The following is a 24,219-nucleotide window of genomic DNA, read 5'->3' as shown; positions in this document are numbered from 1 at the left end:
GCCAACGGCTCGTCCGCCTGCTCGTCGAGCGGATCGTGGTGGAGGGAGAGGATGTCACCATCGAGCACGCCATCCCCCTCTCCGGCCGTTTTATCGGTTTGCGTCTTCACGAGGGACCGGTGGATGGCGCTGCGCATGCTGCGCTACGTGGTGCGCCAGGTGGAGCGCTGGCGGCAGGAGCATCCGAAGAGCGCGTTGCTGCCCGTCATCATCCCGCTCGTCATGTACCACGGGCCCGACGGAGTCTGGACGGCGCCGCGCCGGGTGGAGGAGCTCTTTCAAATCCCGGACGGGGATGAAGAGGAACGGGAGCGGTGGCGAGCGCTGGTGCCGCGCTTCGAGTACCTGCTCGATGACCTGATGGCCGAGCGGGAAGAGGCGCTGCGAGCGCGCTCGGGACCGCCGCTGGCGCGCCTGGCGTGGCGGGTGCTGCGCTACGGACGTACCGGGGAACTGGCTCACCGTCTACCGGATTGGACGGTGCTCTTCGCGCAGGTGCGGGCGGCTCCCGAGGGGGCCGAGCATCTGGTGGTCGTCATTCGTTACCTGCTGTGGGTGGAGAGGGATGCGGCCGTCCACGCAGCGGCGCGGCGGGTGTTACATTCAGTCCTGGATGGGCAACGAGCGGAGGAACTGATGAGAACCTGGGCCGAGGAGATGCTCGAGCAGGGAATCCAGAAGGGCTTGGAGCAAGGCCTCGAGAAAGGCATGGAAAAGGGCCTGGCCAAGGGCCGTGCCGAAGACGTGCTGCGAATTCTCAAAGCGCGAGGCGTGCACGTCGACGAAGCCGCCCGTCAACGCATCCTCTCCTGCACGGACCTGGATACCCTCGACCGCTGGTTCGATCGCGCCCTGAACGCCACCGCCCTCCGCGACGTTCTGGACGACCTCGCTCAGTAACCCTCTTCGCGCTTCGCGAGCGCCTCACCCCACCCGCGCGCCCGCCTCCCCGCGGCCCGCGAGCCGCGCCACCGCTTCCACCAGCGTCCCCGGCTCCAACGGTTTGGCCAGGTGCACCTGGAAGCCCGCGCGATATGCCTTCCGCGCATCCTCCGCGCTCGCATACGCCGTCAGTGCAATCGCTGGCACCCATTGGTCCCTCGCCTCGGCCCACGCCCTCACCTTCCTCAACAGGGAGTGCCCGTCCTCGCCCGGCAGGCCAATGTCCGACACCAGCACCTCCGGCAGCGACTCCCTCAGCCGCTCCATCGCTTCCGCCGCGGTGCTCGCCGTCCCCACCACCGCTCCCCGCTCGCGCAACATCAGCGCAATCAACTCCCGCGCGTCCGCCGCGTCCTCCACCAGCAACACCGTCACCCCGTCCAGCCTCACCTCCGGCGCCTGCGCCTCCGCTCCTGGCAGTGCATCCGTCTTCGTCTCGGGCAGCACCGCCGGCACCGGCAGCGTCACCGTGAACGTCGAGCCCTTCCCCTCCCCCGCGCTCTCCGCTCGCACCTGCCCCCCGTGCAGCCCCACCAGGTGGTGGACGATCGCCAACCCCAATCCCAATCCCCCGTGCTCGCGCGTCGCCGAGCCGTCCGCCTGCCAGAAGCGCTCGAAGAGGTGCGGCAGCGAGTCCGCTCGAATCCCCTTCCCCGTGTCCTTCACCCGCACCCACAGCTCGCGCTCGTTGCGCTCCACCCGCACCAGCACCCGCCCTCCCGCCGGAGTGAACTTCACCGCGTTCACCAGCAGGTTCCAGCACACCTGCTGCAACCGTCCCGGGTCCCCCACCAGCATCGCCGTGCCGTTGCCGCCCACGTCCACCTCGAGCGACAACGCCACCCCCTTCTGCTCCGCGTGCGGCTTCACCACCTCCACCGCCGCCTGCACCACCCCCACCAGCTCCACGCCCCTGCGCACCAGCGTCAGCTTCCCGGTGATGATGCGTGACACGTCCAGCACGTCCTCAATCAGCTGCGCCAGCGTGCGCGCGTTGCGCTCGATGACGGCCAGCCCCTTCTCCACCGCCTTCGCGTCGCCCTGCCGGTTGCGCAGCATCTGCGTCCAGCCCAGCACCGCCGTCAGCGGCGTGCGCAACTCATGGCTCATCACCGCGAGGAACTCGTCCTTGGCGCGGTTGGCCGCCTGCGTCTCCGCCATCAGCCGCGTGTTTTCAATCGCCACCGACGCCATGCGCGCCAGCTGCACGAGAATCGCCTCGTCCTCCGAGCTGAAGTCCCCCTCGTACCGGTCCGACAGCTGGATGAGGCCCAGGTTGCGCCCATCCCTCCCCACCAGCGGCGCCGCCAGCCAGCCGCGCAGCGGCGGGTGCTTCGCCGTGTGCCTCCCGAAGCCCCGCCACGCCGGGTGCGACTCCAGATCCGTCTGCGTCAGCCGCATGGGCAGGTTCAACCGGCACACCCAACTGTAGATGCCCGTCCCCTCCCTCGACTGCTTCCACTCGCGCCACGCCCCGTACTTGTCCGACATGGACACCGAGTGGATGGCCTGGGACCAGTTGCCCTCCAGCGTCAGGCTCGTGACGGCCTGGTGCGCGCCAATCACCTCGCGCGCCTGCTCGGTGATGGCCTTGAGCACGTGCTCGACGGACTCCGCCTCGCTGATGACGAGCGCGGCGCTCGCCAGCCCCTGCAGCTGCACGGAGTGGCGCTGCTCCCGCGCGAGCAGCCGCTCCCGCTCGGCCTCGCCCTGGCGCTGGCGGGTGATGTCCCGGTGCGCTCCCACCCACTCGCGCACCGAGCCGTCCTTCTCCAGCACCGGCACCGCGCGCGCCAGCATGTGGCGGTACGAGCCGTCCTGGTGCCGCAACCGGTGCTCCACCTGGAAGGACGTGCGCGTGGACAGCGCCTCCTCCCAGGAGCGCACCGAACGCTCCCGGTCCTCCGGGTGCACCGCGTCCAGCCAGCCCCAGCCCTGGTACGCCTCGCGCGCCTGCCCGGTGAAGGCGCTCCAGCCCGGCTGCTCCTCCACGAACTCGCCCGAGGGCGGCGTGGCCCAGATGATGTCCGACGTCGCCGTCACCAGCGAGCGGAAGCGCTCCTCGCTGTGGCCCAGGTCCCTCGCCAGCGCCTCGGCGGTGCGGCGCGAGCGCACCAGGTCCGTCACGTCGTAGGCGAAGATGGCCACGCCCTCCACCCGTCCCGCGGCGTCGCGCTGCGGGTGGTAGGCGATGTCGAAGAACATCTCCTCCGGCGGCGTCCCCGGCGTGCGCGGCACCTTCACCGGCCTCGCCCGGCCCACGTACGAGCTGCCCGTGGTGTACACCCGCTCCATCACCTCGAAGACGCCCTGGCCCGCCAGCTCCGGCAGGGCCTCGCGCACCGGCTGGCCCACCATGTCCCGGCCGCCGTAGAAACGCCGGTGCAGCAGGTTGGAGAAGACGAAGCGGTGCTCGGGGCCCCGGGTGATGCTGACGGCGGCGGGCGCCAACATGAGCATCTCCTGGAAGCGCGTGCGCTCGCCCTCCACGGCCGTGCGCGCCGTCTGCTCCGCGGACAACAGCCGCACCCGCTCGTTCTCCGCCAGACGCCGCTCCGACACGTCCCGGCTGAACACGACGAGCCCCTCGCCCGAGGGAAACGCCCGCGACTCCAGCCATACCCCGCCCGGCGCGAAGAAGTCCTCCAGCGACACCAGCGTGCGCGCGTCCATGGCGCGGCGCCACGCCGGGGCGAAGGCGCTCTCGGCCAGCTCGGGCAGCACCTCCCACAACTCCCGTCCCAGCAGTTGCTCGCGCGAGCGGCCCAGCAGCCGCTCGAACACGGCGTTGAGCCACACCAGGCGCCAGCCCCCATCCACCACGAGGATGCCGTCAGTGACGCCATCCAGCAGCGGATCGAACCCCGCCGACACCCCGCGCTCCAGCCCCCCGGTTGGAGTTATGGACGGCTCGTGATTGGCCATGGGCCCCCTGTGCCTCAGGCTTACCAGAGCGCGTGGGCGGCCGCTCGCGGGTGGCCGGTGGAGTGTCCGGCGCATGCCGTTCCGAGGTGGGAGTAGCGGACACCCGGGGGAGCCTGAAGCCGCCCGGAGGGGAAGCAGGCGGCCCGGAAATCCGTGGCCTTGTGCACCCGGGACGCATCCGCTAGCAGTCGGGGACGACTCCCATGTCCACCGACGTCCCGACTCCGAATCCGCCGCGCCCTCCCCGCACCTTCCTGTGGGCGGGGCTGGGCTTCTCCCTGTGCTTGGCGCTGCTCGTGGTGGGGCTGGTGCGCCCCCGGCAGGAGCCGTTGCAGCGGCTCGGCAGGCTCCCGGCCTTCAGCTTCACGCGCCAGGACGGCCAGCCCTTCGGCCTCAAGCAGCTCGAGGGCCGTCCCTGGGTGGCCAACTTCATCTTCACCCGCTGCCCCACCATCTGCCCCGTCTTCACCCGGAAGATGGCGGGCGTGCAGAAGCAGACGGCGGACCTGGGCGAGCTCGCGCTCGTCTCCTTCTCGGTGGACCCGAAGTACGACACCCCCGAGCGGCTCACCGCCTATGCCGAGAAGCATGGCGCGAACCCCGCGCGCTGGAGCTTCCTCACCGGCGACTACGTGCAGCTCAAGGACACCATCGTCGGCGGCTTCAAGATCGCCATGGGCCGCGAGGAGGGGAAGGACGAGAACGACATCGCCAGCATCTTCCACGGCTCGCACTTCGTGCTGGTGGACCGGACCGGGGAGATCCGCGGCTACTACAACAGCGAGCACGACGACGACGTGGAGCGCCTGGTGCGCGACGCCGCGCGGCTGGTGAAGAGCGGCGAGTAGCCCCCGTCACCGGGAAACACGTGGGCCAGGAGGCCCCCTCAGGGAGTCGGGGCCGCGGCGAGCGCCTCGCGGTACACGTCGAGGTCGGCGGCGCTGAAGAGCACCACCGTCACGCGCTCGAGCTGGGGCAGGCGCGCGAGGGCGGCGCGCATCTCACGCAGGGCGATGGGAGCGGCCTCGGAGATGGGGAAGCGGTAGGCGCCGGTGGAGATGGAGGGGAAGGCCACGGAGCGCAGCGCCTGGCGCTCGACGAGCTCGAAGACGGAGCGGTAGCAGCGCGCGAGCGTGCCGCGCTCGCCCTCGTGGCCACCCTGCCAGACGGGGCCCACGGTGTGGATGACGTGGCGGGCGGGGAGGTTGTAACCGCCGGTGATGCGGGCCTCGCCGGTGGGGCAGCCGCGGAGGGAGCGGCACTCGGCGAGCAGGCCGGGCCCGGCGGCGCGGTGGATGGCGCCGTCCACGCCTCCCCCGCCGAGCAGCGAGGTATTGGCCGCGTTGACGATGGCGTCCGCGGCCACCTGGGTGATGTTGCCCTGGGTGAGCACCAACCGGTCATCCGTGGGGTTCTGGCTCATGGAGCGCTCCTGCGCGAGAGGGGCCTGGCGGACGGGCAGGCGCTGGAGGGCCTGACGGCCCCACGGACGGACGGAATAATGACGCGGTGCTTCCAACCCGTGCCCGCGTGCATACCTTGGCCGGAAAGACATCGGACAGGGAAGGGACACATGGCGATGATTGGGACCCGCCTGGTGGGACGAGTGAAGGAAGAGGCGCTGCGGCTGGGCACCCGGGGAGTGTGGTGGGTGGTGGAGGGGACCGCCACGGCCCTGAGGACGCTGGACCGGCTGCGGGAGTGGCTGCCCGAGGAGGAGCGGGAGTCACCGCGGCGGTCGACGAGTGAGGACCGGGTGATGGAGGAGCAGCGCCGGGAGCCGGCGCTGTACCGGCCGCCACCGGAGGTGGCGCGTCCGGCGAGGAAGCAGGTCTCGCCCGAGGCCCAGGCCACGGCGGAGCGGGTGCTGGAGGAGGCGCGGGCGGCGAAGGAGCGCATCAAGAAGGCGCAGCCGGCGCCCAAGCCGCTGATCGTCTCGGCGGACGTGGAGGAGCAGCTGCCCAGCCCCGCGAAGCGGAAGACGGCGCGCAAGACGGCGCGGACGCAGGGCCGCAAGACGATGGCCTCGGCCGCGGCGCCCAAGCGGGTCACGGCGCAGAAACCGGGCTTCAAGGCGAAGCGGGGCCAGAAGCACAAGCACTGAGCGGCGCGACGAAAAGCCGCGCCAGGCCCCCAGCGCCAGGCCCCCAGCGCCAGGAACCACCCAGCGCACGGAGCCACCCAGTGACACGGGGCCACCCGGTGACACGGAGCCCCCTACCCCTCTCCCTTCGGGAGAGGAGCCCCCCGTCGTTCAAAGGGGGGGCAAGCCCCCCGGGGTGAGGGTATCCGGGCCCCGGGTTCTCCCCGTGAGGGCCCGCCGCGTTACCTGCGGGTCACCTTGGGCGAAGTGGCGCGCGGAGCGACCTTGCTGCGCATCCGCGAGCTCTTCATCGAGATGCCCGAGGCCTTCAGCTGAGCGGCCTTCTCGGCGGCGAGGCGCTCGGCCTCGGCCTTGCGGGCGGCCTCGTCGGCGGCGAGCTGGGCGCGGCGCTGGGCGATGAGCTCGCGCATGCCCTCGGTGGTGAGGTCCACCTGGGCGAGGTGGAGGCGGTAGAGGAGGTCCTCGCGCAGGGTGCCCTTGGTGCGGGCCTGCTCGACGCCGCCGGAGAGGCCGACGACGATTTTGGGACGCTCCTCCTGGGTCTGGAGGCAGCGGACGATGAGGCCCTGGGCGGGGATGCTCAGCCGGGCCACATCGGGGATGAAGACGACCCCCCGGGGCTGCTTGAGGGCCTCGGCGACCTGCTCGGTCTGGCGGACCTCCACCAGCGGACCCTCCTTGGCAAAGTTCCTCGCCGCCGTCGCCGCCCACGTGCGCCGCTCATCTTCCGTGCCGCCGCTCAGGAGCACGGAAGCGCGGTTCGCTACGAGCTCCTCTTCGCGGTACCCTCGCGGTGTCAAAGGCAGACCTCCCCCGTCGTTGACTGCTATTGGAGAAAGCCTAACGCAAATCAGGTTTCCCGTCGAACCCCGCAACGGTGCGGGGGCCCGGAAACCGGCCCCGGACGCGGAAATCCCCCAGTCTTTCCACGGAGTTGCAAAAACAACGGGGTGCGGGAGAAAACCTGTTGGGACGGGTCAGGCGTGGAGGACCACGACGGGGCGGCGGCAGCGCTCCACGAGGGTACGGGCCACCGCGTCATCGAGGTAGCTGGAATGACCCGGTGCGTCAGACGTACCCAGGCACACCAGGTCCACGCCCTCGCGCTCGGTGGCCTGGCAGATGGCGCGGGCCACGTCGTCGTGGGTGACACCCTCCAGGGTCCAGTGCACCTCGGGGGCGCCGTCCTCGCGAGGCACCAGGGCCTTGAGGCGCTCGAGGACGGCGGACTGCTCGCGAGGGGGCTCGGGCACCACGCCGTACTGGTCCATCACCCAGGAGCGATCCTCGGGGCGGCGGCGGCGCACGTGGAGCAGGTGGACGCGGCCGCCGGGGCGCACGAGCGAGCGGGCCTGGGAGATGGCGCGGGAGCTGGCCTCGGAGAAGTCGACGGGCACGAGCACGCTGCGGGGCGGGACGCTCTTGCGGACCGGGGGCTGGGTGCACGGCACGCACGCCACGGACTGCTCGGCATGGCGCAGCACCCCGGCGGACACGGAGCCATGCCACAGCCGCGCGAGGCCTCCGCGCTGGTGGTTGCCCACGAGGACGAGGTCCACGGCGTGCGCGTGCGCCACGTGCAGCAGGTGGTCCGCGGGGCGGCCGAAGCCGGGCTCCAGGAGCAATTCCAGACGGCCCTCGCCGGGCAACTCGCCCACGCGCTCGCGCAGCTCGCGCAGCAGCACGCGCTCCACCTGCGGGTCCAACACCTCGATGCGGCGCACCACGGGGTCCAACAGCTCGAGGTGCACGGGGGTGTGGATGCCCAGCCGCTCGCGCTCCTCCACGGGAGAGCACACGGAGACGGCGAGGACGTCACAGGGGCCCACGCGGCGCAGCTCGTGCAGCCACGCGACGGCGGCGGCCGAGGCGCGCGAGTCATCCACCCCGGCGAGCACCTGGAGGCGGCGCCGGCCCAGGGCCCAATCGACGAGGGCATCCCCCTGGTGGCGCACCACGAGCACGGGGACATGGGCCTGCTGGGCCAGCCGCTCGTGGACGGGGGTGCGGTGCCAGGCGGGGAGGTGGCCCCAGCCGTCGGCGGAGACGACGAGGAGCCGGGCGCGGCGGACGCGCTCGTCCTCCACGAGCACGGTGCCCGGAGCGCCCTCCAACAGCCAGGCCTCCACGGAGACGCCCAGGGAGTGCAGCCGGGAGGCCTCGGCGGAGAGCCGGGCGCGGGCTTCTTCACGGGCGCGGGGAGCGGGGCGGGAGGAGTGCTCGGTGTGGAAGACGCCGAGCAGCCACAGGGGCTCGCCGAGCCGGGTGGCGATGGCGGCGGCGGCACGGGCGGAGCGGCCCGAGGCCTCGGACAGGTTGGTTGCGCACACGACGGCCATGACAGCCTCCCACCGAGGGCGCGAGGGGGAATGCCCTCTTCCAGGAGAACCCTCGACGGGAGGATGGCCATTGCACGCAAGGCCAGGAGGCCCCCGGCCACGAGAGTCCCCACCAGGACGCTCCTCCCCTCTCCCGCCGGGAGAGGAGCCCCCCGTCGTTCAAAGGGGGGGCAAGCCCCCCGGGGTGAGGGTGCCGGGGAACAAGAGTTGAACCCGTGTATGCCCCCTCTCCCTCTGGGAGAGGGCTGGGGTGAGGGTCTACGCCCGAGAGAGGGCCCGCGACCCTTGGTGCCTACCGCGTCCCCACGGCGGCGTGGCCGTCATGATTGGTGTGGTCCTGATTGGGACCATTGCCGCCGCGCAGCCCGTCCTGCCCGTAGGACTGGAGGAAGGGCCGCTGGCCGTCGCTGGCGTAGGCGTAGGGGTGGCCCCAGGGGTCGGTGGGCTCGGCGGGGAGGTACTTGGGCACGAGGAAGGACAGGTCACCCTCCTCGGGGATGGAGCCATGCTCGGCGCGGTAGGCCTCGAGCGCCGCGATGATGCGGGCGAAGTCGGCGTGGGCCTGGGCGGCGCCCGGATCATGCTTGCCGCGCAGGCCGAGCCACACGGTGATGCCGATGACCACGAAGGCGATCGGCAGGAAGATGACCATCAAGTGGGGGCGGCGGCGCGGCGTCACGGAGTCCTCAGGGTGCGGCACGGGAGGGTGGGGGTACGTCCAGACGTTAGCAGTCGTGCGCGCCCCCTCGGAAGCACGGCGCGTCCCACGCCGGGGACAGGCGCTCCCAACCCGCTCGCCACCGCCATTCCCTGGATTGAGCCTCCCCGTCCCCAGCGTGGGTGCCACGCTTCCCACCCGGGTGATGACCTGCGGGAGAAGGTATTGGCCCGCGAGGCGAGACCCGGGTCGCACGGCGCATGCATTCCTTGTGGGGGCATTCCCCAGGAGGTGTGCTGTGCTCGTCGGAAGAAACTTCAGCATCCGGCTCGCGACGGTGGAGGATGCCGCGTTCCTCGCGGACTGGTTCAGCAACCCGGAGAATCTGGGCAAGTTCTACAACGTCTGGCCCACGACCCGCATGCATTGGGAGCAGACGCTCTCGGAGCGCCCTGGCCCGCGTGAGCGGGGCGGTGTGTACCTGGCCATCCACCCGGAGTTCCCCACGCCCGTGGGGGTGGGGGGCTACTTCAATCCGTTCACGCTGTGGGAGCTCTTCCGGGGTGTCGAGCTCTGGGGGCAGATCCACCCCCAGTTCCGTGGGCGAGGGGTCGGGACACAGGCGGCCTGCTTGATGATCAACCATCTGTTCAACGCCCTGCCTCTGGAGCGCGTCCAGGCAACCATCGTCGTGGGCAATGAGCCCTCGTGCCGTGCGGCTGAGGCCATTGGGATGCGCAAGGAAGGCATCTACCGCAACGTCTCCTTCCTCCACGGGCGCTACATGGACATGTACCTGTACTCCATCATCCGCGCCGACTGGCAGAGCGAGGAGGTCTACCGCCAGGGCCGGCCGCCCTTCTGAGCGCCTCCGGCCGCGCGGGCTCACGGCGCCGCGGCGGAGTCAGGCAACAAGGTCCTGTCCAGGCGGATGTCCTCCTCGCCCCACGGGTGGAGCCGCGCCTCGGGTGGCCTGCCGCACGCGGGGCAGCCGGGATGCTTCAGCACGGGATGCAGGCTGCTCTCCTGGGAGAGGGCATCCATCACCAGGCTTCTGCCTACCAGCCGCGAGGTCTCGAGCCCCGTCAGGTGGAGCAGGACCTCGACAGCCAGCGCCCCGGCGAGCTGCCGCTGCAAGGGCCTGAAGCCGATGCGCCGGCCCATCAGCAGTCCCTGCTCGACCTGCTCCTCGTGCAGGCCGTGCTCCCGCCAGGTGCGCAGGTTGCTCTTCATGCGCAGGTCCATGCACTCGAAGCAGGCGGTGTCCGGGGTATGAAGCGGGCCGAGCCACCCCTCCGCCTCCAGCGTCAGCCGGACCTGGAGCCAACTCACCCCCAGCCGCAAGCACAGGCGATTCAGCTCCCGCATCTGCCGGGTGAAGTTGAACTCCCCATCCTGCACCCCGATGACGAGCTCCGCGCCCGGGACGATGTTCTGCAGCTGTCCGGGGTCGACGTGGCGGAGCCGGACCGGGAGCTCCAGCTTCAGCTCCGCCCACGCCTCCCGCGGTGAGACCAGGTCGATCGCCCCCACGGCGCACTCCGCCAGGGCCTCCACCACCTCCCGGGCGAGCTCCGAGTCCCCCACCACGACCAGGCGCATCCGGCGCAAGCGCTCCAGTACCCGGTAGGGCTGGGGGGTGCTGCGCGCCAGCAACGCGAGCAGGCTCCCGAACGCCGCCCGCTCCTGCGTGGACAGCTCCTGCTCCGGCCCCGCGTCCAGCAGCAGGTGGTGGCGCAGCAACAGGCGGAGCACTTCCTCCACCCGCTCCGCCTCGAGCGTCCCCTCGAGCGCCTCGCGGATCTCCGCGACGCTGCGGGTGCCATCCAACAGGGGCAACAGCCGCGTCATCAGCGTAGGCACCAGCGGGCCATGACACCGCAGCAGCTCCTTGCCCGTCATCATGAGGTAGCAGGTGTCCGCCCCATCCTGGACGACACTCACGGCCGGCGCCAGGCGCGGCCTCGAGCTCTCGAAGGAATCACTCATGGGCTGAAGGGCTTGGGATGGCATGGAAGGGACGCTCCTTGCGGTCACGGGCGGATGCCCGTCACGTTCCTGGAGGGTGATGCACGGATCACCATTTGTGAGCCCCACCCCGGCCGCGCGCCTCCTGCTCCCACGCTGAGGGGGAACCGCGCGGGCACGGACCCTCACAGAAAACGACCTTCTGCTCTCTCTGGATGGCTGATCCGGATTCCCCGGGAAGCCATCCGTAGACAAGGAGCAGCACATGAACAACCAGTACCCAGAAACCAGGTCGGCCACCGCACCGGAGTCCTCGCTCGCCTTCGAGTGGGTCTCCGAGTACGGCGGGGACGAGATGTACAGCCCGGCCGCGCCCTCCTGCAGCGGCGGCAACACCGGGGGCGGCGGCGGGGGCGGCTGCGGCGGCGGGGGCGGCTGCGGCTCCGGCAGCAGCAGCAGTGCCGCCAAGCGTGAGTCCCGCTAGCCCGTGCCGGCGTGTCTCATGAAACCAGAGGGTCCCTGCACCTCGAGCCGCAGGCGCCCTCTGGCCAGGAATCCGCCCAGGGCTCCCTGGCGGGCATCGCCCAGGCGGACGACCGGGCCGGTCACGGCCCATCACACCGGGCCCTCCTCCCACTCAGCCTGAGCGGGTGGTCGGCCGCGTCGGCCATCACCCGGCCCAACTGAAGGAGTCCCTCATGAGCAAGCCCCTATGCCTTCACGAGTCGATGCCCGCCCCCCCCTCGGATTCCCCACTCTCGCTCGAGTGGGTCTCGGAGTCCGCCAGGGATGAGACGATGCCCTCCGCTCCCGCCTGTGGGACCATCAATTGCGGCGGCGGTGGCTGCGGCGGTGGTGCCGGCTGCGGCATCGCGTGTTGTTGCAGTGCCGCCAACCGGGAGCAGAAGTAGGCGGCCCTTCCCCCTCCCCTCCTCAACCCCTCATCACCCGTGGGCTCCCGGACGGTCGAGCCGGGGGCCCCGGGCCTGAAAGAACCCATGAACCCACAGGCCCAGAAAACAAGCGCCCTCACGGAACTGCTCGGGAGGATGGAGTCGCTGCTCAGTCCCCGGGTCGGAATCGGGGGCGAGCTCACCCCGATGCCCCGGCATGCCGGAGAGCCCCTCGTCTACCTGTACAACGTCGAAACGGCGCTCCTGGGACCCCAGGGGATGCGCCCCAGCAGGCCCATCGCCGGCGGCGCGGGCTTCAGCCCCGAGGAGGCCGCGGTGTCCGCCCTGGGCGAGCTGGTGGAGGGATACTGCGCCGCCTATGTGGTGCCCGACCACATCGTCCGCGGCTCCTACCGGGAGCTCCGCCAGCACCATGAGATGCTCGAGCCCGAGCGCTTCGCGCTCTTCTCCGAGCGCCAATACGAGACGCCGGGCTTTCCCTATCCGAGGTTCTCGGAGGATGCCCCCTGCTCCTGGGTCTGGGGTTACTCGCTCGTCCGCCGCAAGCCGTTGCTGGTTCCCGCCTCCCGCGTCTACATGCCCTACACCCTCAAGGCGGACGAGCCGGACGTGGGCCCCACCATCTCGACCGGGTTGGCGACCGGCTCCTCGCTGGAAGGAGCCATCGTCTCCGGCCTCCAGGAATGCATGGAGCGGGATGCCTTCACCCTCTTCTGGATGAATTCGCTCCCGGTGCGCCGCATCCAGCTGCGCAACGCCTCCCGGAGCACGCGCGCCGGCCAGCTGTTCCATCAGCACCTCGAGGCACCGGGCTACGAGTACCGGGCCTATGACATCACCAGCGATCTCGGTGTGCCGACGACGTATTCGATGCTGGCCTGCCCGTCCGCCCGGGGCCCCCTCTACATCGTCGGAGGCGCGACGCGGCTGGACGGGGGCCAGGCCACGCTCAAGGCCCTGATGGAGACGGTCCAGACCCGGCCGTACGTGCTGTGGCTGATGGAGAGGGATCCACACTGGAGGCCCGCGGCCGACTTCTCCAATGTGGTCGACTTCCCCTTCTCCTGCCGGCTGTACACGGTCGCGGAGGAGCTGAGGCCGCACCTGCTCTCGGTGGAAGAGCGGGTGACGTCGGAGGTGTCCCTGGAGGAGCTTCCCCGCTGGGAGTCGCGGGACGCGGCCACGGACCTCGCCGAGCTCGTCCAGCGCTTCGAGCGCCGGGGTTACGAGGCAGTCGTCGTGGAGCTCACCACGCCGGACATCGCCGCGCTGGGGCTGAGGGTCGTCCGGGTGGTCACCCCGGAGCTCCAGCAGCTCCACGCCGATCACCGCTACCCCTTCCTGGGAGGCAAGCGGCTGTACGACGTCCCCGTCCGGCTCGGCTACCGGAGCGAGCCGGCGGACGAGACGCAGCTCAACCCCTATCCCCATCCCTACCCCTGAGGTATCCGACATGAGGCGCAGAACCCAACCCCTCCTCCAGCAACGCCAACAGGCCATGCGGCGCCGGGAGCCGCCCCTGAGCTCACTGTTCCATGAGAACTCCAAGTTCACGCCCCAGACCCGGCACGAGCTGGGCCGGCGGATCAGCCAGCTCCAGGACGAGGGGCTGCTGCGGCGGGTGGCCAGCTCCTACAAGAACCATCCCGGGTGTCCCCAGGTGGAGCTGCCCCGGGCGGCGTTGCAGTTGGAGCGCGGACTCCAGGAAGTCATCGTGGGCCGCCGGTCCACCCGGGAGTTCGATCCGGCCCAGTCCGTCACCCTCCAGGAGCTGGCCAACCTGCTGCAACTCTCGTACGGCATCACGGGCACCCTGAAGCTGGATGAAGGAGTGACGCAGTACCTGCGCGCCATTCCCAGCGCGGGAGCCCTCTATCCGCTCGAGCTCTACCTGGTGGTGCAGCGCGTGGAGGGACTGGCCCCGGGGCTCTACCACTACCGTGTCGCGCAACACGCCCTGGAGGCGCTCGAGGTGGCGGACCAGGCCGAGCGCATGCTGCGGATGGAGCGGGAGTGGGGAATGGGCTCGCCCTCCGCCTTCCACCTGGTGGTCAGCGGCGTCTTCGAGCGCACGATGTTCAAGTACCACGAGCGGGGCTACCGCTTCGTCCTCATGGAAGCGGGGATGCTGGGACAGAACCTCACGCTGCTAGCCGAGTGCCAGGGCATCCGCTCCTGCATGGCGGGAGGCTGGGGGGATGACGAGCTCAACCAGCTCCTCGGCCTGGATGGCAGCGCGGAGTCCACGCTGCTGACGCTCTGCTTCGGACGGGCGCCCCGGGGAGGGCCGTGATGCAGGAGCCGGTCCCGCCCGCCATCACCGTGAGGGGGCTCGTCAAACGCTTTGGCGCGACGCTGGCCGTGAACGGGCTCGAGCTGGACGTGGCCCGGGGCGAGTGCATGGGGCTGCTCGGCCCCAACGGAGCGGGCAAGAGCACCACGCTGGAGATCCTCGAGGGGCTCCAGACGCCCACCGAGGGAGAGGTGCACCTGCTTGGCCTGTGCTGGAAGAAGGACGCGAAGCAGCTGCGGGCGCGCATCGGCGTCGCCCAGCAACAGACGTGGCTCTACGACAGACTGACCGTGGAGGAGACGCTCGCGCTCTTCCACTCCTTCCACACCCACGGCCTCAGCGTGGAGGAGGCCATCGCCCGGGTGCGGCTCGAGGACAAGCGCGGGGACTACGTGATGCACCTGTCGGGCGGACAGCGGCAGCGGCTGTCCCTGGCGCTGGCGCTGGTGGGAGATCCAGACATCCTCTTCCTCGACGAGCCCACCACGGGACTGGACCCCCGCTCCCGCCGGACACTCTGGGAGTTGCTGGAGGAGCTGCGGGCCGGAGGACGCACGGTGGTGCTCTCCACCCACTACCTGGAAGAGGCGAGGAGGCTCTGTGACCGGGTGGTCATCCTGGACCGGGGGAGCATCGTGGCGCAGGGCAGGCCCTCCGAGCTGATTGCCTCGCTGGAAGGAGGGCACCCGCCGGCCGTCTCCCGAGAGGTGACGCTGGAGGACGTCTACCTGGCGTTCACCGGCCACGGCCCGCTGGAGGACACGTGCCCATGAAGCACCGGCATCCGCTCTGGCACCTCTTGCTCTTCCGGGTGCGCGCCCTGGTGCGTGAGCCCACCGCGCTCTTCTGGACCTTCGCCTTCCCGCTGCTCACCGCGCTCATTCTCGGGCTCGCCTTCCGCGCGCGGGGGCTGCCGGAGCTCACCGTCGCCGTCGTGGAGGGACCGCAAGCGGAGGTATTCGCCGCACGGCTCGAGGCCTCCGCGGACCTGCGGGCCATGCGCCTGCCCCGGGCCGAGGCATTCGACGCGCTGAGGAAAGGCCAGGCGGCGCTGGTGTTGGTGCCCGGCGAGCCCCCGGACATCTTCGTCGACTCCCTGCAGCCGGATGGGCGCACGGCGCGCCTGGCGGTGAGGGACGTACTCGGGCAGATGCACGGCGGTCCGGAGCGGCCCGAGGTGAGGGAGCACCCCGTGCGGGCCTCGGGACACCGCTATATCGACTTCTTCATTCCGGGGATGCTCGGCTACTCGCTCATGTCCTCGGGGCTCTGGAGCGTGGGCATGGCCATCGTGGGCATGCGGACCGGGAAGCTGCTCCGGCGGCTGTCGGCCACGCCCATGCGGCACGGCCACTTCCTGCTCTCCTTTGTGCTCTGGCGCTGCGTACAGGCGGTGGTGGAGATCCTCTTCGTCCTGGCCTTCTCGTGGCTCGTCTTCGACGTGCGGGTGTCCGGGAGCCTGGTGGCCTTCATCGTCTTCGGATTGATGGGCTCGCTCTGCTTCGGAGGGTTGGCGCTGCTGGTGGCCAGCCGCGCGCGAAACCCGCAGATGGCCAACGGCCTGACCAACCTCATCCTCCTGCCGATGACCATCCTCTGCGGCGTCTTCTTCCCGGTGGACCGCTTTCCCGCCTGGCTGCGAGGAGTGGCGCGGGTGCTCCCCCTCACCGCGCTCAATGATGGCCTGCGCGGCATCCTGCTGGATGGCACCCCCCTGGTGCTGCTGTGGAGACAGTTGCTGGTGCTGAGCCTCTGGTGCGCCGTCTCCTTCGCCGTATCGCTGCGCATCTTCCGCTGGACCTGAGTCCCAGCGGGACGCCCGACCCGGCGTCCGAGCCGCTCCGTCACAAGGAGAAGGCCTCCCAACCGGCGGGCCACTGCACGCGCTCGTAGGTGAAGCGGTGCGTGTCCTCCGCGGGCCAGGGCGCGTCCACCGGCTCCACCAGCAGATCGAAGACACCGTGGTCGAAGGGCCGGCCCGGTCCCGGGGTGCCCGGAACGATGCGCTCGCGCAGACCGCGCCCGGCCAGCTCCAGCGAGCGGTAATGACAGAACGGGTTGTTGCCCCGCTTGTCGAAGAGCACGTGCGCCTGCTGGCTGCACCCGCCCCGGCACGCCGCGGCGTACTTGCAGCTCCCGCAGTACCCCCACATGTGCGCCGTCCCCTTCTCCGTGCCGGCGTCCACGTTGAAGGTCAACTCGCGCGACTCGAGGATATCGGCCAGCGGCTGCTGGCGGATGTTGCCGCCCACGTACTCGGATGGCAGCGTGGGGCAGCCCTTGATGCCGCCATCGGCATGAATGCCGAGCACCGACAGGCCCGCATTGCAGCCCGCCCACAGCTTGCCCACGTTCGCGAAGAGCAGGTCGTCGTACGGGCCGAAGTAACCGATGTCATTGGCGGGCGTCAGCGCCACGAGGGACTCCTCGCGGGCCCGCAGCGCGATGCGCGCGAGCATCCGGTAGAAGTCCGGCAGCTCCGCCGGCTGCAGCAGCATCCACGCGTTGTCCGAGCCATTGCCCATGGCCGAGGTGAGCTGCACCTGCCACGCGCGGATGCCGGCGTCCCTCAGCCGCTCGTAGAGCGCGGGCAGCTCGGGGGCGGACAGGCGGTTGATCTGCGTGTTGGCGCTGAAGGGCAGGCCCACCTCGCGGAAGTGGCCCAGCGTCTGGAAGCAGAAGAAGAAGGAGCGGGGCTTGCCGCGAATGCGGTCGTGCGTGGCCTCGAGGCCGTCCACCGACACGGAGACGTGGGCGATGCCCGCGTCCTTCATCTTGCGCGCCGTGTCGCGTGACAGGCCATAGCCGCCCGTCGTCATCGTGCAGCGCATGCCGGCGTCCGTGATGGCCCTGGCGATCTCGAGCCAGTCCGGACGGAGGAAGGCTTCTCCCCCCTCGATGGTGACTTCCTGGATGCCCACCTCGGCGAGCTGGCGGACCAGGTCGAGCGCCTCCTGGGGGGAGAGCTCGTCGTTGCGCTTGTCCCCCGCCCGGGAGCCGCAGTGTCCACAGGCGAGGTTGCACTTCAGGGTGAGCTCCCACACGGCATACGCCGTGCGGGGCTGGACGGCCGGAGGTGGCATGGGCGGGGGCGCGCGAACGGGAGAGGGAGACTAGCTCTCCAGGGAGAGCTCGACCGGCGGGGGCGGGAGGCCGTACCGGGCGCTCCCACCGCGCACGCCCTCGAGGGTGCTCTCGTCCAGCTCGACGACCTCGCGGGCCTTCTCCTGCTGGCGCTCGATGACCTTGCTGCGGGGGAACTTCTTCTCGACCTTCGTCGTCATGGCAGTCCCTTCCGACCGGGTAGTGGGCCTTCCAGGGTGAATGAAGGCCACACGCTCTGTCAACCCGCGAACCCCGGAAACCCGCGCCTACCAGAGGGCGCGGAAGAGGGGCACGGGGTGGGGCTTGCCCTTGAGGCGCACGGGGGGCAGCTCCTCGAAGCCGGACTCGTGGCCGGCCAGCAGCTCCACGGTGCGCTCGCCGACGAGGATTTCCCCCGGCCCCGCGAGGGCGCACAGCCGCGCGGCCACGTTCACCGAGTCGCCGATGCAGGTGTACTCGGTGCGCATGGCGCCGCCGATGTTGCCGGCCACGGCCATGCCCGAGTTGATGCCGATGCCCAGCTCGAGCGTGAGGGGACGGCCCTGGCGGGTGGTGGCCCACTCGGCCTCGGCGCGCTGGCGCAGCTCGACCATGAAGGCCATCATCATCTTCGCGGACTGCAGGGCGCGCAGCGCGTCGTCCTCGCGGAACACGGGCGCGCCGAAGACGGCCATGAGCCCGTCCCCGAGGAACTTGTCCAGCGTCCCGCCGCAGGTGAGCACCGCGTCGGACAGCCCGCCCAGCACCTGGTTGAGCACACCGACGGTCTGCTCGGGAGGCAGACTGTCCGCGAGCCCGGTGAAGTTGCGGATGTCCGCGAAGAGGATGGTGACCTCGCGCTTCTCGCCGGTGAGCACCACCGAGTCGGGGCTCTTGAGGATCTCCTCGACGACGGCGTCGGAGGTGTAGCGGGCGAAGAGCTTGCGCATCCGCTCCGTCTCGCCGGTGCGGCGCATGACGCTCTCGATGCGCGCGGCGAGCTCGTCCATGGAGGCGGACTTGTTGACGTAGTCATCCGCGCCCGCGCGCAGGCCCTTCACGCGCTCGGCGTCGTTGTCGTTGGCGGTGAGGATGATGACGGGCATGGCCCGGCTGGGGCCTTCCTTGAGGCGGCGGCACAGCTCCATGCCGTCGATGCCGGGCATGTCCAAATCGCTCAGGACGATGGCCGGCTGCACCTTGCCCACCTGCTCGAGGGCCTCGTAGGGGTCCTGGAAGCAGATGACCTCGTAGCCGAGCGACACGAGCCCGTCCTGCACGAAGGCGCAGGCCAGGGGGCTGTCGTCGACGACCATGACGCGGTGGTGGCCGCCCTCCTGGGACGGCTGGGCGCGGGCGGGAGGCTCCTGGCGGCCGGAGACGCGGTTCTGCAGGCCGAGCCCCTCGTAGAGCTGCTTGTAGGAGCAGTACCCCTGCTCGACGACGATTTCGCCCAGCTTGCGGCCGGTGCGGCGCTGGAGGGCGAGCGCCTCGTCGAGCTGGGAGACGGTGAGGTACTTGAGGCCCACGAGCAGCTCGCCCAGGGGAGGCTGCACGGGGGTGAAACCCTGGGGGGCGTTGTGCAGGCCGAGCGCCTCACCCAGGGCGTCTTGAATCTGCTCGCGGGTGACGTAGCCCAGGGAGATGAGGGCCTCGCCGAGCCGCTGGCCGTTGAGCGACTGGAGGGCGAGCGCCTCTTCGATCTGATTGGGCGTGACGATGCCGAGCTTGAGCAGGAGCTCGCCGAAGAGAGGGCTGTCAGCGCGAACCGCGGAGCGGTTGCTGCCATCGGCACGGGTCAAACGGGCATCCACCTTCGAAAAAAGTGAGTCGGGGTCCAGCGTACCCCAGGCTTCGGGGGCGAGACACATCGGAGCCAGACTCCCCCGGTGGGCCCTCTGGCAGGCAGAAGTTTTCCTGATTTCAAGGGTTTGTACCCGTGGATGCCCCCTCGCCCCCTGGGAGAGGGCTGGGGTGAGGGTATCCGTCCCCCGGGTTCCCCACCCGAGACCCTACCCACGAGCCCCACTACTCCCGGGGCAGGCTCAAGGTATCTACCCCATTCACGACGTTACGGCGTCCCGTAGGTGCCAGCGGAAGGCTCGTAGACATCAGCCCTGCCCGCGAGCACGAAGCGGAGCAGTTTGCCAGTCGCATCCAGAGAAACAGCCACGGCGTTGCGGGCATCAGCCTCGCCCCCAGTGGGCACCTGGGACATCGCATTGTTGGCGAAGCCTCCTGTGGTCACTTGAGGGTCTGCTCCACGACGCATCCGCGATGTCCCAAAGACAGGACGGGGATGAGTGGATGCCCTTCGCCACCGGGGTTCCGAGGTAATGGCCACCACACTGTCCCTGGAGAGCCGGGTAATCTGCTTCGGGCGAGGTGGCTGACGTCCCTTCGCATGAAGAAAAGGCGTCACGATGGCCAGCGTGGGTTGTAGCCGTGTCCACAGCGCATCGTGGTGAGCACCCAGCGAGGCATGGTGCGCGGCCTTGATGACCTGGACGGGCCCAGGGATGTCGTCACACACCTCCTCCCAGCCCTGGAACGAGCCCTTGCGGCAGAGAAGGTCACCCGCGAGCAACACCCGGGCCTGACCCCATTCAATCAGCAGCGCTCCACTTGCGGCATTCGGATCGAAGTGGCCAGGCTTCCTTCCCCGTTTCAGGCCTTTGAGCACACCCAACAGGGTGATCTGCGCCGTATCCAGGTCTCTCGACGCCGGTCCGCAACCCAGGATGCGGATCGGATGACCCTCCATCACTCCTTCCATGAGTTGCATCCGGTGCTGGAGCTGAAGGAACTTCGCACCGTGCTCCTGAGTGGCCAACCGCATCTCGGCCATGATGCGAGCAAGTCCCTCGACGTCATCAGGTTCGGGCGTGAGGCGACGGTCCTTCTGGGTATGCTTCAGGAACTGGAGCCAGGACCTGACATACCTGTCTCCAACATCGGGGGTCCGCCATACCCGTTCGACCCGGCCCCGGAAGGCTTCGAGCAGTCGCCCCAGGCCTCGATAGTGGTCCTCGTGGGGATGAGTCATGCAGACGAACCCAAGACGCAGGGGCTGCCCCTGACGGCCGGGCTCCCGAGACAACTCCTCCAGGAACTCCCGGACGGGGTCCAGCACCGTGGGCTCGCGGCAACCGTCGACCACGCCCACCGTGCCATCGGGGAGCACCACGACAATAGCCTCGCCGTGGCCGGGCCCGAAGACCACCACGCTCAGCGACTGGGGAGCGAGGTGACTGGGGAGGATGCGCTCTGGAATGGGCTGCGGCGGCTTGGGGACGCGCGTTCCGTCAGGGATCATCCTCACTCCGCTCCGGCTCCTCCGCCTCCAGGGAGGCCAGGAATGAGTCCAGTTCCTCCTGAGCCGCCTCGGACAGCCGGAGCGGCTCCACCTCGACCTTGCGCCGCTGCCGCCGAGCGCCCCTGCCGGGCAGCTCGACCCAGGTCCAGATACGCAGCAGGCTGCCTGGAACGGGCGGCTCTCCCTTGAAGTCGACCCTGACCAACAGCGAGGCCAGCGACTCGCGGCCACTCGGGTACTCCCAGACGAGCGCCAGGACCTCGCGCTCGTCCACCTCCTTGACCCGGCCCAGGTAGAAGGCGACCCGGCTCGGGGCCGACCGCGCGTCCGCGAGCCGCTCCCAATGGATCGGGCGTTCCAATCCGACCGCGAATCGCATGGGACGAATGTCCAGCCGCGTCCCCAGCCCGAGCGGCCGCAAGGGCCTGGGTTGGTGACGCAAAGGCCGGTGCCTGAACCGGCTGATGAATTCCGAGCACTCCACCGGCCTACACTCCTCCCAGGAAGTCCAGCGCATCCGGGGGCAGGTCCTTCAGCTCCCGGGAACGGAAGAGTTGGAGCGCCACGTCCTCCCTCACGGTCACCGCATCGAGCAGGATACCCGCCGCGTTCTCCCTCTCGAGAATGTCCTCGAGCATCCCGCGGATCTGCAGCTCATCTCCCGGGGGGATGCGGTTGACGAGGAAGCGGATTCGCGGCCGCTCCTCCGGGAGGACGAGCGACAGCCAGCGATTGGCGGCGCGGATGTCCTGATGGTCCATGCTGCCCACCACGAACGCCGTCCACTCCACGGGCGCCGCCTCCAAGCGCTCGGGCATCCCGCCCTGCTCCGCCAGGTGTTGCTTGTGCGGCTTGGACAGCCGCAGCGCCAGGCTCAGCACCGAGCGGGACAAGCCCGGGATGGTGGGAGGCGTATCCATCACGACGACGGACTCCCCCTGCTCGGGTACCAGCGCATCCAGCAGATACTCCAGCCGGTTCTCCAGGAAGCCCGAGTGGTTCTCATCGAAGACCACGGGAAGGATGCGCTCCAGGTCCGAGGGCAGGGCACTGCTGGGGATGACGCGCAGCGCCTGCTCGGGCGCGTCCTGCATGCGCCAGAGCACCGAGGCGACGGGCATCTCCCGCTGCTCGTCCCAGTCAGGGGTCGCGAAGAGCAGGAAGTCGTTGAGGAAGGGCACGCCACGGGCCTCGAAGGCCCCGGAGGATTCCGGGTCGCGCGCAATCTGCTGGCGGGCGAGGAGCTCCCGGTCATCCATCCGCTCACGGGTAGCCTCGCGGGAGTGGAAACCGGCGGGCGGCTCCAGCAGTCGCAGGGCGGAAGTGTTTCCCGGCCATGCGGGCGCCTCCAGCGGAAGCACGTCGGCGAGGCTGGTGCCGGTGAGGTCCATGTCCACCAGGGTCACCTGACGGTCTCCCCGCCGCGCCAGCCCGAGCGCCGTGAGCACGGAGAGGGTGGACTTGCCCACTCCCCCCTTCACCGAATGGAACGAGTAACACCGCAGACGTCCGCTCACTTCTCCCCCCCTCAGGAATCCAGCGACGAAGAAAGACCCAGCTTGCGCAGCTCGCGCTGCAGTTGCGAGCTGTGGCGGAAGGGAGGAACAGCAGCCGCGGCCACCACGCGCGGAAGGTAGCCAGACAGCTCCGGCCGGGAAGTCGCCGAGGCCTGTTTCAGCGCGAGCTGCGCGGCCCCCAGCCGCTCCTCCACCTTGAGACGCTCATCGCCCATCATCTCCAACAACCCCTCCATGGCGTCGCGCCACGTCCCGAGGTGCCCCCCCGCCTCGGCCGCCTTGGCGAGTGCTTCGAGCGCGCGATAGCGCCACACGGGCTCGGCCTCACGCGCCAGCGGAAGCAACCGCTGCGCGTCTTCGGGGGCGAGTTGCTCCAGCAATCCCACCGCCATCAAGGCAAGGGCCCCTCTCGAGCCCAGGCGTCCTCCCGTGGCCTGCACGACGCGCCGCCAGACCGCCGCCACTTCGGAACGGGCCGCCGAGTCGAGTCGCGAGCCCTCGGAATGAACGGCGAAGGCCACCCACGCATGGCGCTCCGGCTCCCGCTCGAAGAGGTCCAGACTTTCCCGCCGCACCTCGGGCGGCGCCTGCTCCAACCACGCGAGCCGGTGGTGGGTCATCAACCAGCGCGCCACCAGGGGAGGCGCCACATGGTGGGCACTCCAACCCAGCCCATTCTCCACCACCTCGAGGGTCTGCGGGCGTGCGCCACTTGGCGAGGCCCCCTGCTGGAAGCACCGGAGGCGTTGCTCGGCTCGCTGCTCGCCCGGGTTGAGTGTACGCAAGGCCAGCCGGCGCAAAGCCTGCACCAATGGCAGAGGGGTAGGAAGCAACTGGGGTTGGCGTGGCACCTCCTCGGGCCAGTAGTGCCGTACCACCCCCGCGACGAGTGCCAACTCCTCGAGCCGCAGCCCCTCGTCCCCCTCCCCGAAGCACTCGGGCTCGAGCACGTCCCGGCGGTTCGCCGCCGCCACGGACACCGGAGGCAACAACGCGTTCAGACGGGCGGCGATCGCCTCCTCGTCCATACCGAAGAAGGGGCTGCGGAAGGTACAGGACTGAATCCATCGAGCCAGGCTCCAGCAGCGCGCCACGTCCTGCTCGTCCCGGCGAAACACGAGGCGCGAGGCCTGGAGGAGACACGCGGTCTCGAAACGGGCCGCCGAGCGAAGCGGCAGGTGACGGGACCCGTCCTGGGGATCGGGAAAGCCGATGATGATGGAGGGCAGCAGGTCCACGCGCAGGTCGCGGCGGAGCCCATTGAGCTCGTAGGAGGGATTGGCGGCGGCCCTGTCCAGCAGCCAGGCGAGCGCGGCGCCCCGGAGGAAGACGGGGTCTCCCCGGCGGCCCTCGAGGATTTGCAGGACAGTGCCGACGTCGTCGGTCGCGGGCTTCCACCTGTCGAGCGCGAGGCCCGGAACCGCCGCGTGCAGTTCGTACCAGGAGCCCTCGCCCGGCTCGGAAGGGGCCTGGACGGGGAGTGGGCCCGCGGCCTCGAGCAGCCGCTGGGGGGAGAAGTCACAGGCGCCGATATCGCGTCTGGCGGGGACATGCCGCAGGACGGAGAAGTCCTGAACGAGCCGGCGGCCGGGACTGGAGAGCCAGGCCAGCGCCAGGGCCCGGAGGTCCGGGGTGTCGGCGCCGAGCTGCCGCCAGAGGCCCAGGTCCACGGCCCAGAGATCGGGGAACTCCTGGCGAAGCGACGGGGCGGACACGGGGGCCGCGAGGGCCTCGGCGAAGGCGGGACGGGCCCGGGCCTCGTCGCTGCCCCGCGCGCCCTCGATGAGGTAGCCCACCCGGAGGTTCGGTCCTGAAACCGGGGAGCCGGAGGCGGGGAGTGACTGCTGACGAAGGGCGGCGATGAGTCGGCGCAGCTCCTCGCCGGACCCACGGGCATCATCAGGGTCGAGTGGTGGGGCGCCCGAGAGCGGCAGAGACTGGAGGTCCCCCAACAGGGACTCCCAATCAGCCGCCTCGCCTGAGCGACGTGCGAGCTCAAGGGCGCGGCGTTCGAGGCCATCGAGGGCGTCGGTGGGCTCCTGGGGGGAGGTCATGGAGTCCCGCTTCGGGGAATGCTTCGAGTGCTATAAGGCCGTGCTCCCGAAGTACTCGGGCGGAGCGGGGCGCAAGATACCCATGAGCCGCCTCGGAGGAAAGGA

Annotated in this window: 23 protein-coding genes; 10 read left to right on the top strand and 13 right to left on the bottom strand. The window is 70.1% G+C overall.

Translation table 11 applies throughout. The features are described from left to right. Window positions 1-123: 123 nt before the first annotated feature. The gene (locus AC16DP_RS06455) at window positions 124-900 is read left to right on the top strand and encodes an Rpn family recombination-promoting nuclease/putative transposase (protein ID WP_483956648.1); all 777 of its coding nucleotides are present in this window, start codon (window positions 124-126) and stop codon (window positions 898-900) included. Between the two features lie 24 nt (window positions 901-924). Here AC16DP_RS06455 and AC16DP_RS06450 read toward each other — a convergent pair whose 3' ends face one another. Next, complete coding sequence (locus AC16DP_RS06450) at window positions 925-3,816, bottom strand: PAS domain-containing protein (protein WP_329731913.1); 2,892 nt, start codon at window positions 3,814-3,816, stop codon at window positions 925-927. Between the two features lie 254 nt (window positions 3,817-4,070). Between AC16DP_RS06450 and AC16DP_RS06445 the strand changes: the two genes are divergently transcribed. Beyond that, window positions 4,071-4,715 (top strand): SCO family protein, encoded by a 645-nt coding sequence (locus tag AC16DP_RS06445; protein WP_329731912.1) that lies wholly within the window; start codon window positions 4,071-4,073, stop codon window positions 4,713-4,715. 38 nt (window positions 4,716-4,753) lie between these two features. Here AC16DP_RS06445 and AC16DP_RS06440 read toward each other — a convergent pair whose 3' ends face one another. After that, window positions 4,754-5,290, bottom strand: a complete 537-nt coding sequence (locus AC16DP_RS06440; protein WP_329731911.1) for an O-acetyl-ADP-ribose deacetylase — start codon at window positions 5,288-5,290, stop codon at window positions 4,754-4,756. Window positions 5,291-5,440: 150 nt separating this feature from the next. Between AC16DP_RS06440 and AC16DP_RS06435 the strand changes: the two genes are divergently transcribed. Continuing rightward, complete coding sequence (locus AC16DP_RS06435) at window positions 5,441-5,971, top strand: hypothetical protein (protein ID WP_329731910.1); 531 nt, start codon at window positions 5,441-5,443, stop codon at window positions 5,969-5,971. 221 nt (window positions 5,972-6,192) lie between these two features. On the opposite strand, the gene AC16DP_RS06430 is transcribed toward AC16DP_RS06435, so the two are convergent. From AC16DP_RS06430 to AC16DP_RS06420, 3 genes are all read right to left on the bottom strand, one after another. Further along, window positions 6,193-6,636: a Fis family transcriptional regulator gene (locus AC16DP_RS06430; protein ID WP_483956647.1), complete on the bottom strand. Its 444-nt coding sequence runs from the start codon at window positions 6,634-6,636 to the stop codon at window positions 6,193-6,195. Between the two features lie 312 nt (window positions 6,637-6,948). After that, the gene (locus AC16DP_RS06425) at window positions 6,949-8,310 is read right to left on the bottom strand and encodes a universal stress protein (RefSeq protein WP_329731908.1); all 1,362 of its coding nucleotides are present in this window, start codon (window positions 8,308-8,310) and stop codon (window positions 6,949-6,951) included. Between the two features lie 292 nt (window positions 8,311-8,602). Beyond that, a complete protein-coding gene (locus AC16DP_RS06420) occupies window positions 8,603-8,989 on the bottom strand; it encodes a type II secretion system protein GspG (RefSeq protein ID WP_329731907.1) in 387 nt (128 codons plus the stop codon). Window positions 8,990-9,266: 277 nt separating this feature from the next. Between AC16DP_RS06420 and AC16DP_RS06415 the strand changes: the two genes are divergently transcribed. Then, window positions 9,267-9,833, top strand: a complete 567-nt coding sequence (locus tag AC16DP_RS06415) for a GNAT family N-acetyltransferase (protein ID WP_329731906.1) — start codon at window positions 9,267-9,269, stop codon at window positions 9,831-9,833. 20 nt (window positions 9,834-9,853) lie between these two features. Here the strand turns inward: AC16DP_RS06415 and AC16DP_RS06410 are convergent, their stop codons facing one another. Next, a complete protein-coding gene (locus tag AC16DP_RS06410; RefSeq protein WP_329731905.1) occupies window positions 9,854-10,981 on the bottom strand; it encodes a TOMM precursor leader peptide-binding protein in 1,128 nt (375 codons plus the stop codon). A gap of 220 nt (window positions 10,982-11,201) precedes the next feature. Between AC16DP_RS06410 and AC16DP_RS06405 the strand changes: the two genes are divergently transcribed. The 6 genes from AC16DP_RS06405 (at window position 11,202) to AC16DP_RS06380 (ending at window position 15,947) form a co-directional block, all read left to right on the top strand. Continuing rightward, window positions 11,202-11,420, top strand: a complete 219-nt coding sequence (locus AC16DP_RS06405) for a hypothetical protein (protein WP_329731904.1) — start codon at window positions 11,202-11,204, stop codon at window positions 11,418-11,420. 214 nt (window positions 11,421-11,634) lie between these two features. Next, a complete protein-coding gene (locus tag AC16DP_RS06400) occupies window positions 11,635-11,847 on the top strand; it encodes a hypothetical protein (protein ID WP_329731903.1) in 213 nt (70 codons plus the stop codon). Between the two features lie 87 nt (window positions 11,848-11,934). Further along, on the top strand, window positions 11,935-13,293 hold the full coding sequence (locus AC16DP_RS06395; RefSeq protein ID WP_329731902.1) for a YcaO-like family protein: 1,359 nt from the start codon (window positions 11,935-11,937) through the stop codon (window positions 13,291-13,293). A gap of 10 nt (window positions 13,294-13,303) precedes the next feature. Beyond that, the gene (locus AC16DP_RS06390; RefSeq protein ID WP_329731901.1) at window positions 13,304-14,143 is read left to right on the top strand and encodes a SagB/ThcOx family dehydrogenase; all 840 of its coding nucleotides are present in this window, start codon (window positions 13,304-13,306) and stop codon (window positions 14,141-14,143) included. Beyond that, window positions 14,143-14,916, top strand: a complete 774-nt coding sequence (locus AC16DP_RS06385) for an ABC transporter ATP-binding protein (protein ID WP_329731900.1) — start codon at window positions 14,143-14,145, stop codon at window positions 14,914-14,916. Before AC16DP_RS06390 ends, AC16DP_RS06385 begins: the two co-directional genes overlap by 1 nt. Next, window positions 14,913-15,947 (top strand): ABC transporter permease, encoded by a 1,035-nt coding sequence (locus AC16DP_RS06380; protein WP_329731899.1) that lies wholly within the window; start codon window positions 14,913-14,915, stop codon window positions 15,945-15,947. Before AC16DP_RS06385 ends, AC16DP_RS06380 begins: the two co-directional genes overlap by 4 nt. Window positions 15,948-15,987: 40 nt before the next feature. Here AC16DP_RS06380 and AC16DP_RS06375 read toward each other — a convergent pair whose 3' ends face one another. The 7 genes from AC16DP_RS06375 to AC16DP_RS06345 all read right to left on the bottom strand — a co-directional run bounded on the left by AC16DP_RS06375 (window position 15,988) and on the right by AC16DP_RS06345 (window position 24,114). Continuing rightward, the gene (locus AC16DP_RS06375) at window positions 15,988-17,226 is read right to left on the bottom strand and encodes a radical SAM/SPASM domain-containing protein (RefSeq protein ID WP_329731898.1); all 1,239 of its coding nucleotides are present in this window, start codon (window positions 17,224-17,226) and stop codon (window positions 15,988-15,990) included. Between the two features lie 30 nt (window positions 17,227-17,256). After that, window positions 17,257-17,427 carry a hypothetical protein gene (locus AC16DP_RS06370; protein ID WP_329731897.1) on the bottom strand — a complete coding sequence of 57 codons (171 nt, stop codon included), beginning with the start codon at window positions 17,425-17,427 and terminating at the stop codon, window positions 17,257-17,259. Between the two features lie 87 nt (window positions 17,428-17,514). Continuing rightward, window positions 17,515-19,029 (bottom strand): adenylate/guanylate cyclase domain-containing protein, encoded by a 1,515-nt coding sequence (locus tag AC16DP_RS06365; RefSeq protein WP_329731896.1) that lies wholly within the window; start codon window positions 19,027-19,029, stop codon window positions 17,515-17,517. Between the two features lie 269 nt (window positions 19,030-19,298). Beyond that, window positions 19,299-20,543, bottom strand: coding sequence for an MBL fold metallo-hydrolase (locus AC16DP_RS06360; RefSeq protein ID WP_329731895.1), 1,245 nt, complete (start codon window positions 20,541-20,543; stop codon window positions 19,299-19,301). Beyond that, window positions 20,533-20,922, bottom strand: coding sequence for a hypothetical protein (locus AC16DP_RS06355; protein ID WP_329731894.1), 390 nt, complete (start codon window positions 20,920-20,922; stop codon window positions 20,533-20,535). The genes AC16DP_RS06360 and AC16DP_RS06355 overlap by 11 nt, the downstream gene beginning before the upstream one ends. Before the next feature lie 109 nt (window positions 20,923-21,031). After that, window positions 21,032-22,024, bottom strand: a complete 993-nt coding sequence (locus tag AC16DP_RS06350) for a P-loop NTPase (RefSeq protein ID WP_329731922.1) — start codon at window positions 22,022-22,024, stop codon at window positions 21,032-21,034. A gap of 47 nt (window positions 22,025-22,071) precedes the next feature. Then, entirely contained in the window at window positions 22,072-24,114 is a 2,043-nt protein-coding gene (locus AC16DP_RS06345) for a hypothetical protein (RefSeq protein ID WP_329731893.1), read from the bottom strand. Window positions 24,115-24,219 lie beyond the last annotated feature (105 nt).

Source organism: Archangium sp. (genome assembly GCF_057119385.1).
This window is presented reverse-complemented; position numbering and strand designations above follow the sequence as displayed.

Excerpts from the sequence above, each read along its gene's own strand:
- AC16DP_RS06355 (WP_329731894.1), bottom strand. The coding sequence starts at position 20,922 with ATGCGATTCGCGGTCGGATTGGAACGCCCGATCCATTGGGAGCGGCTC.
- AC16DP_RS06425 (WP_329731908.1), bottom strand. The coding sequence starts at position 8,310 with ATGGCCGTCGTGTGCGCAACCAACCTGTCCGAGGCCTCGGGCCGCTCC.
- AC16DP_RS06395 (WP_329731902.1), top strand. The coding sequence starts at position 11,935 with ATGAACCCACAGGCCCAGAAAACAAGCGCCCTCACGGAACTGCTCGGG.
- AC16DP_RS06455 (WP_483956648.1), top strand. The coding sequence starts at position 124 with ATGGCGCTGCGCATGCTGCGCTACGTGGTGCGCCAGGTGGAGCGCTGG.
- AC16DP_RS06370 (WP_329731897.1), bottom strand. The coding sequence starts at position 17,427 with ATGACGACGAAGGTCGAGAAGAAGTTCCCCCGCAGCAAGGTCATCGAG.
- AC16DP_RS06380 (WP_329731899.1), top strand. The coding sequence starts at position 14,913 with ATGAAGCACCGGCATCCGCTCTGGCACCTCTTGCTCTTCCGGGTGCGC.
- AC16DP_RS06385 (WP_329731900.1), top strand. The coding sequence starts at position 14,143 with ATGCAGGAGCCGGTCCCGCCCGCCATCACCGTGAGGGGGCTCGTCAAA.
- AC16DP_RS06435 (WP_329731910.1), top strand. The coding sequence starts at position 5,441 with ATGGCGATGATTGGGACCCGCCTGGTGGGACGAGTGAAGGAAGAGGCG.
- AC16DP_RS06410 (WP_329731905.1), bottom strand. The coding sequence starts at position 10,981 with ATGCCATCCCAAGCCCTTCAGCCCATGAGTGATTCCTTCGAGAGCTCG.
- AC16DP_RS06405 (WP_329731904.1), top strand. The coding sequence starts at position 11,202 with ATGAACAACCAGTACCCAGAAACCAGGTCGGCCACCGCACCGGAGTCC.
- AC16DP_RS06445 (WP_329731912.1), top strand. The coding sequence starts at position 4,071 with ATGTCCACCGACGTCCCGACTCCGAATCCGCCGCGCCCTCCCCGCACC.
- AC16DP_RS06345 (WP_329731893.1), bottom strand. The coding sequence starts at position 24,114 with ATGACCTCCCCCCAGGAGCCCACCGACGCCCTCGATGGCCTCGAACGC.
- AC16DP_RS06400 (WP_329731903.1), top strand. The coding sequence starts at position 11,635 with ATGAGCAAGCCCCTATGCCTTCACGAGTCGATGCCCGCCCCCCCCTCG.
- AC16DP_RS06360 (WP_329731895.1), bottom strand. The coding sequence starts at position 20,543 with ATGATCCCTGACGGAACGCGCGTCCCCAAGCCGCCGCAGCCCATTCCA.
- AC16DP_RS06440 (WP_329731911.1), bottom strand. The coding sequence starts at position 5,290 with ATGAGCCAGAACCCCACGGATGACCGGTTGGTGCTCACCCAGGGCAAC.
- AC16DP_RS06390 (WP_329731901.1), top strand. The coding sequence starts at position 13,304 with ATGAGGCGCAGAACCCAACCCCTCCTCCAGCAACGCCAACAGGCCATG.
- AC16DP_RS06375 (WP_329731898.1), bottom strand. The coding sequence starts at position 17,226 with ATGCCACCTCCGGCCGTCCAGCCCCGCACGGCGTATGCCGTGTGGGAG.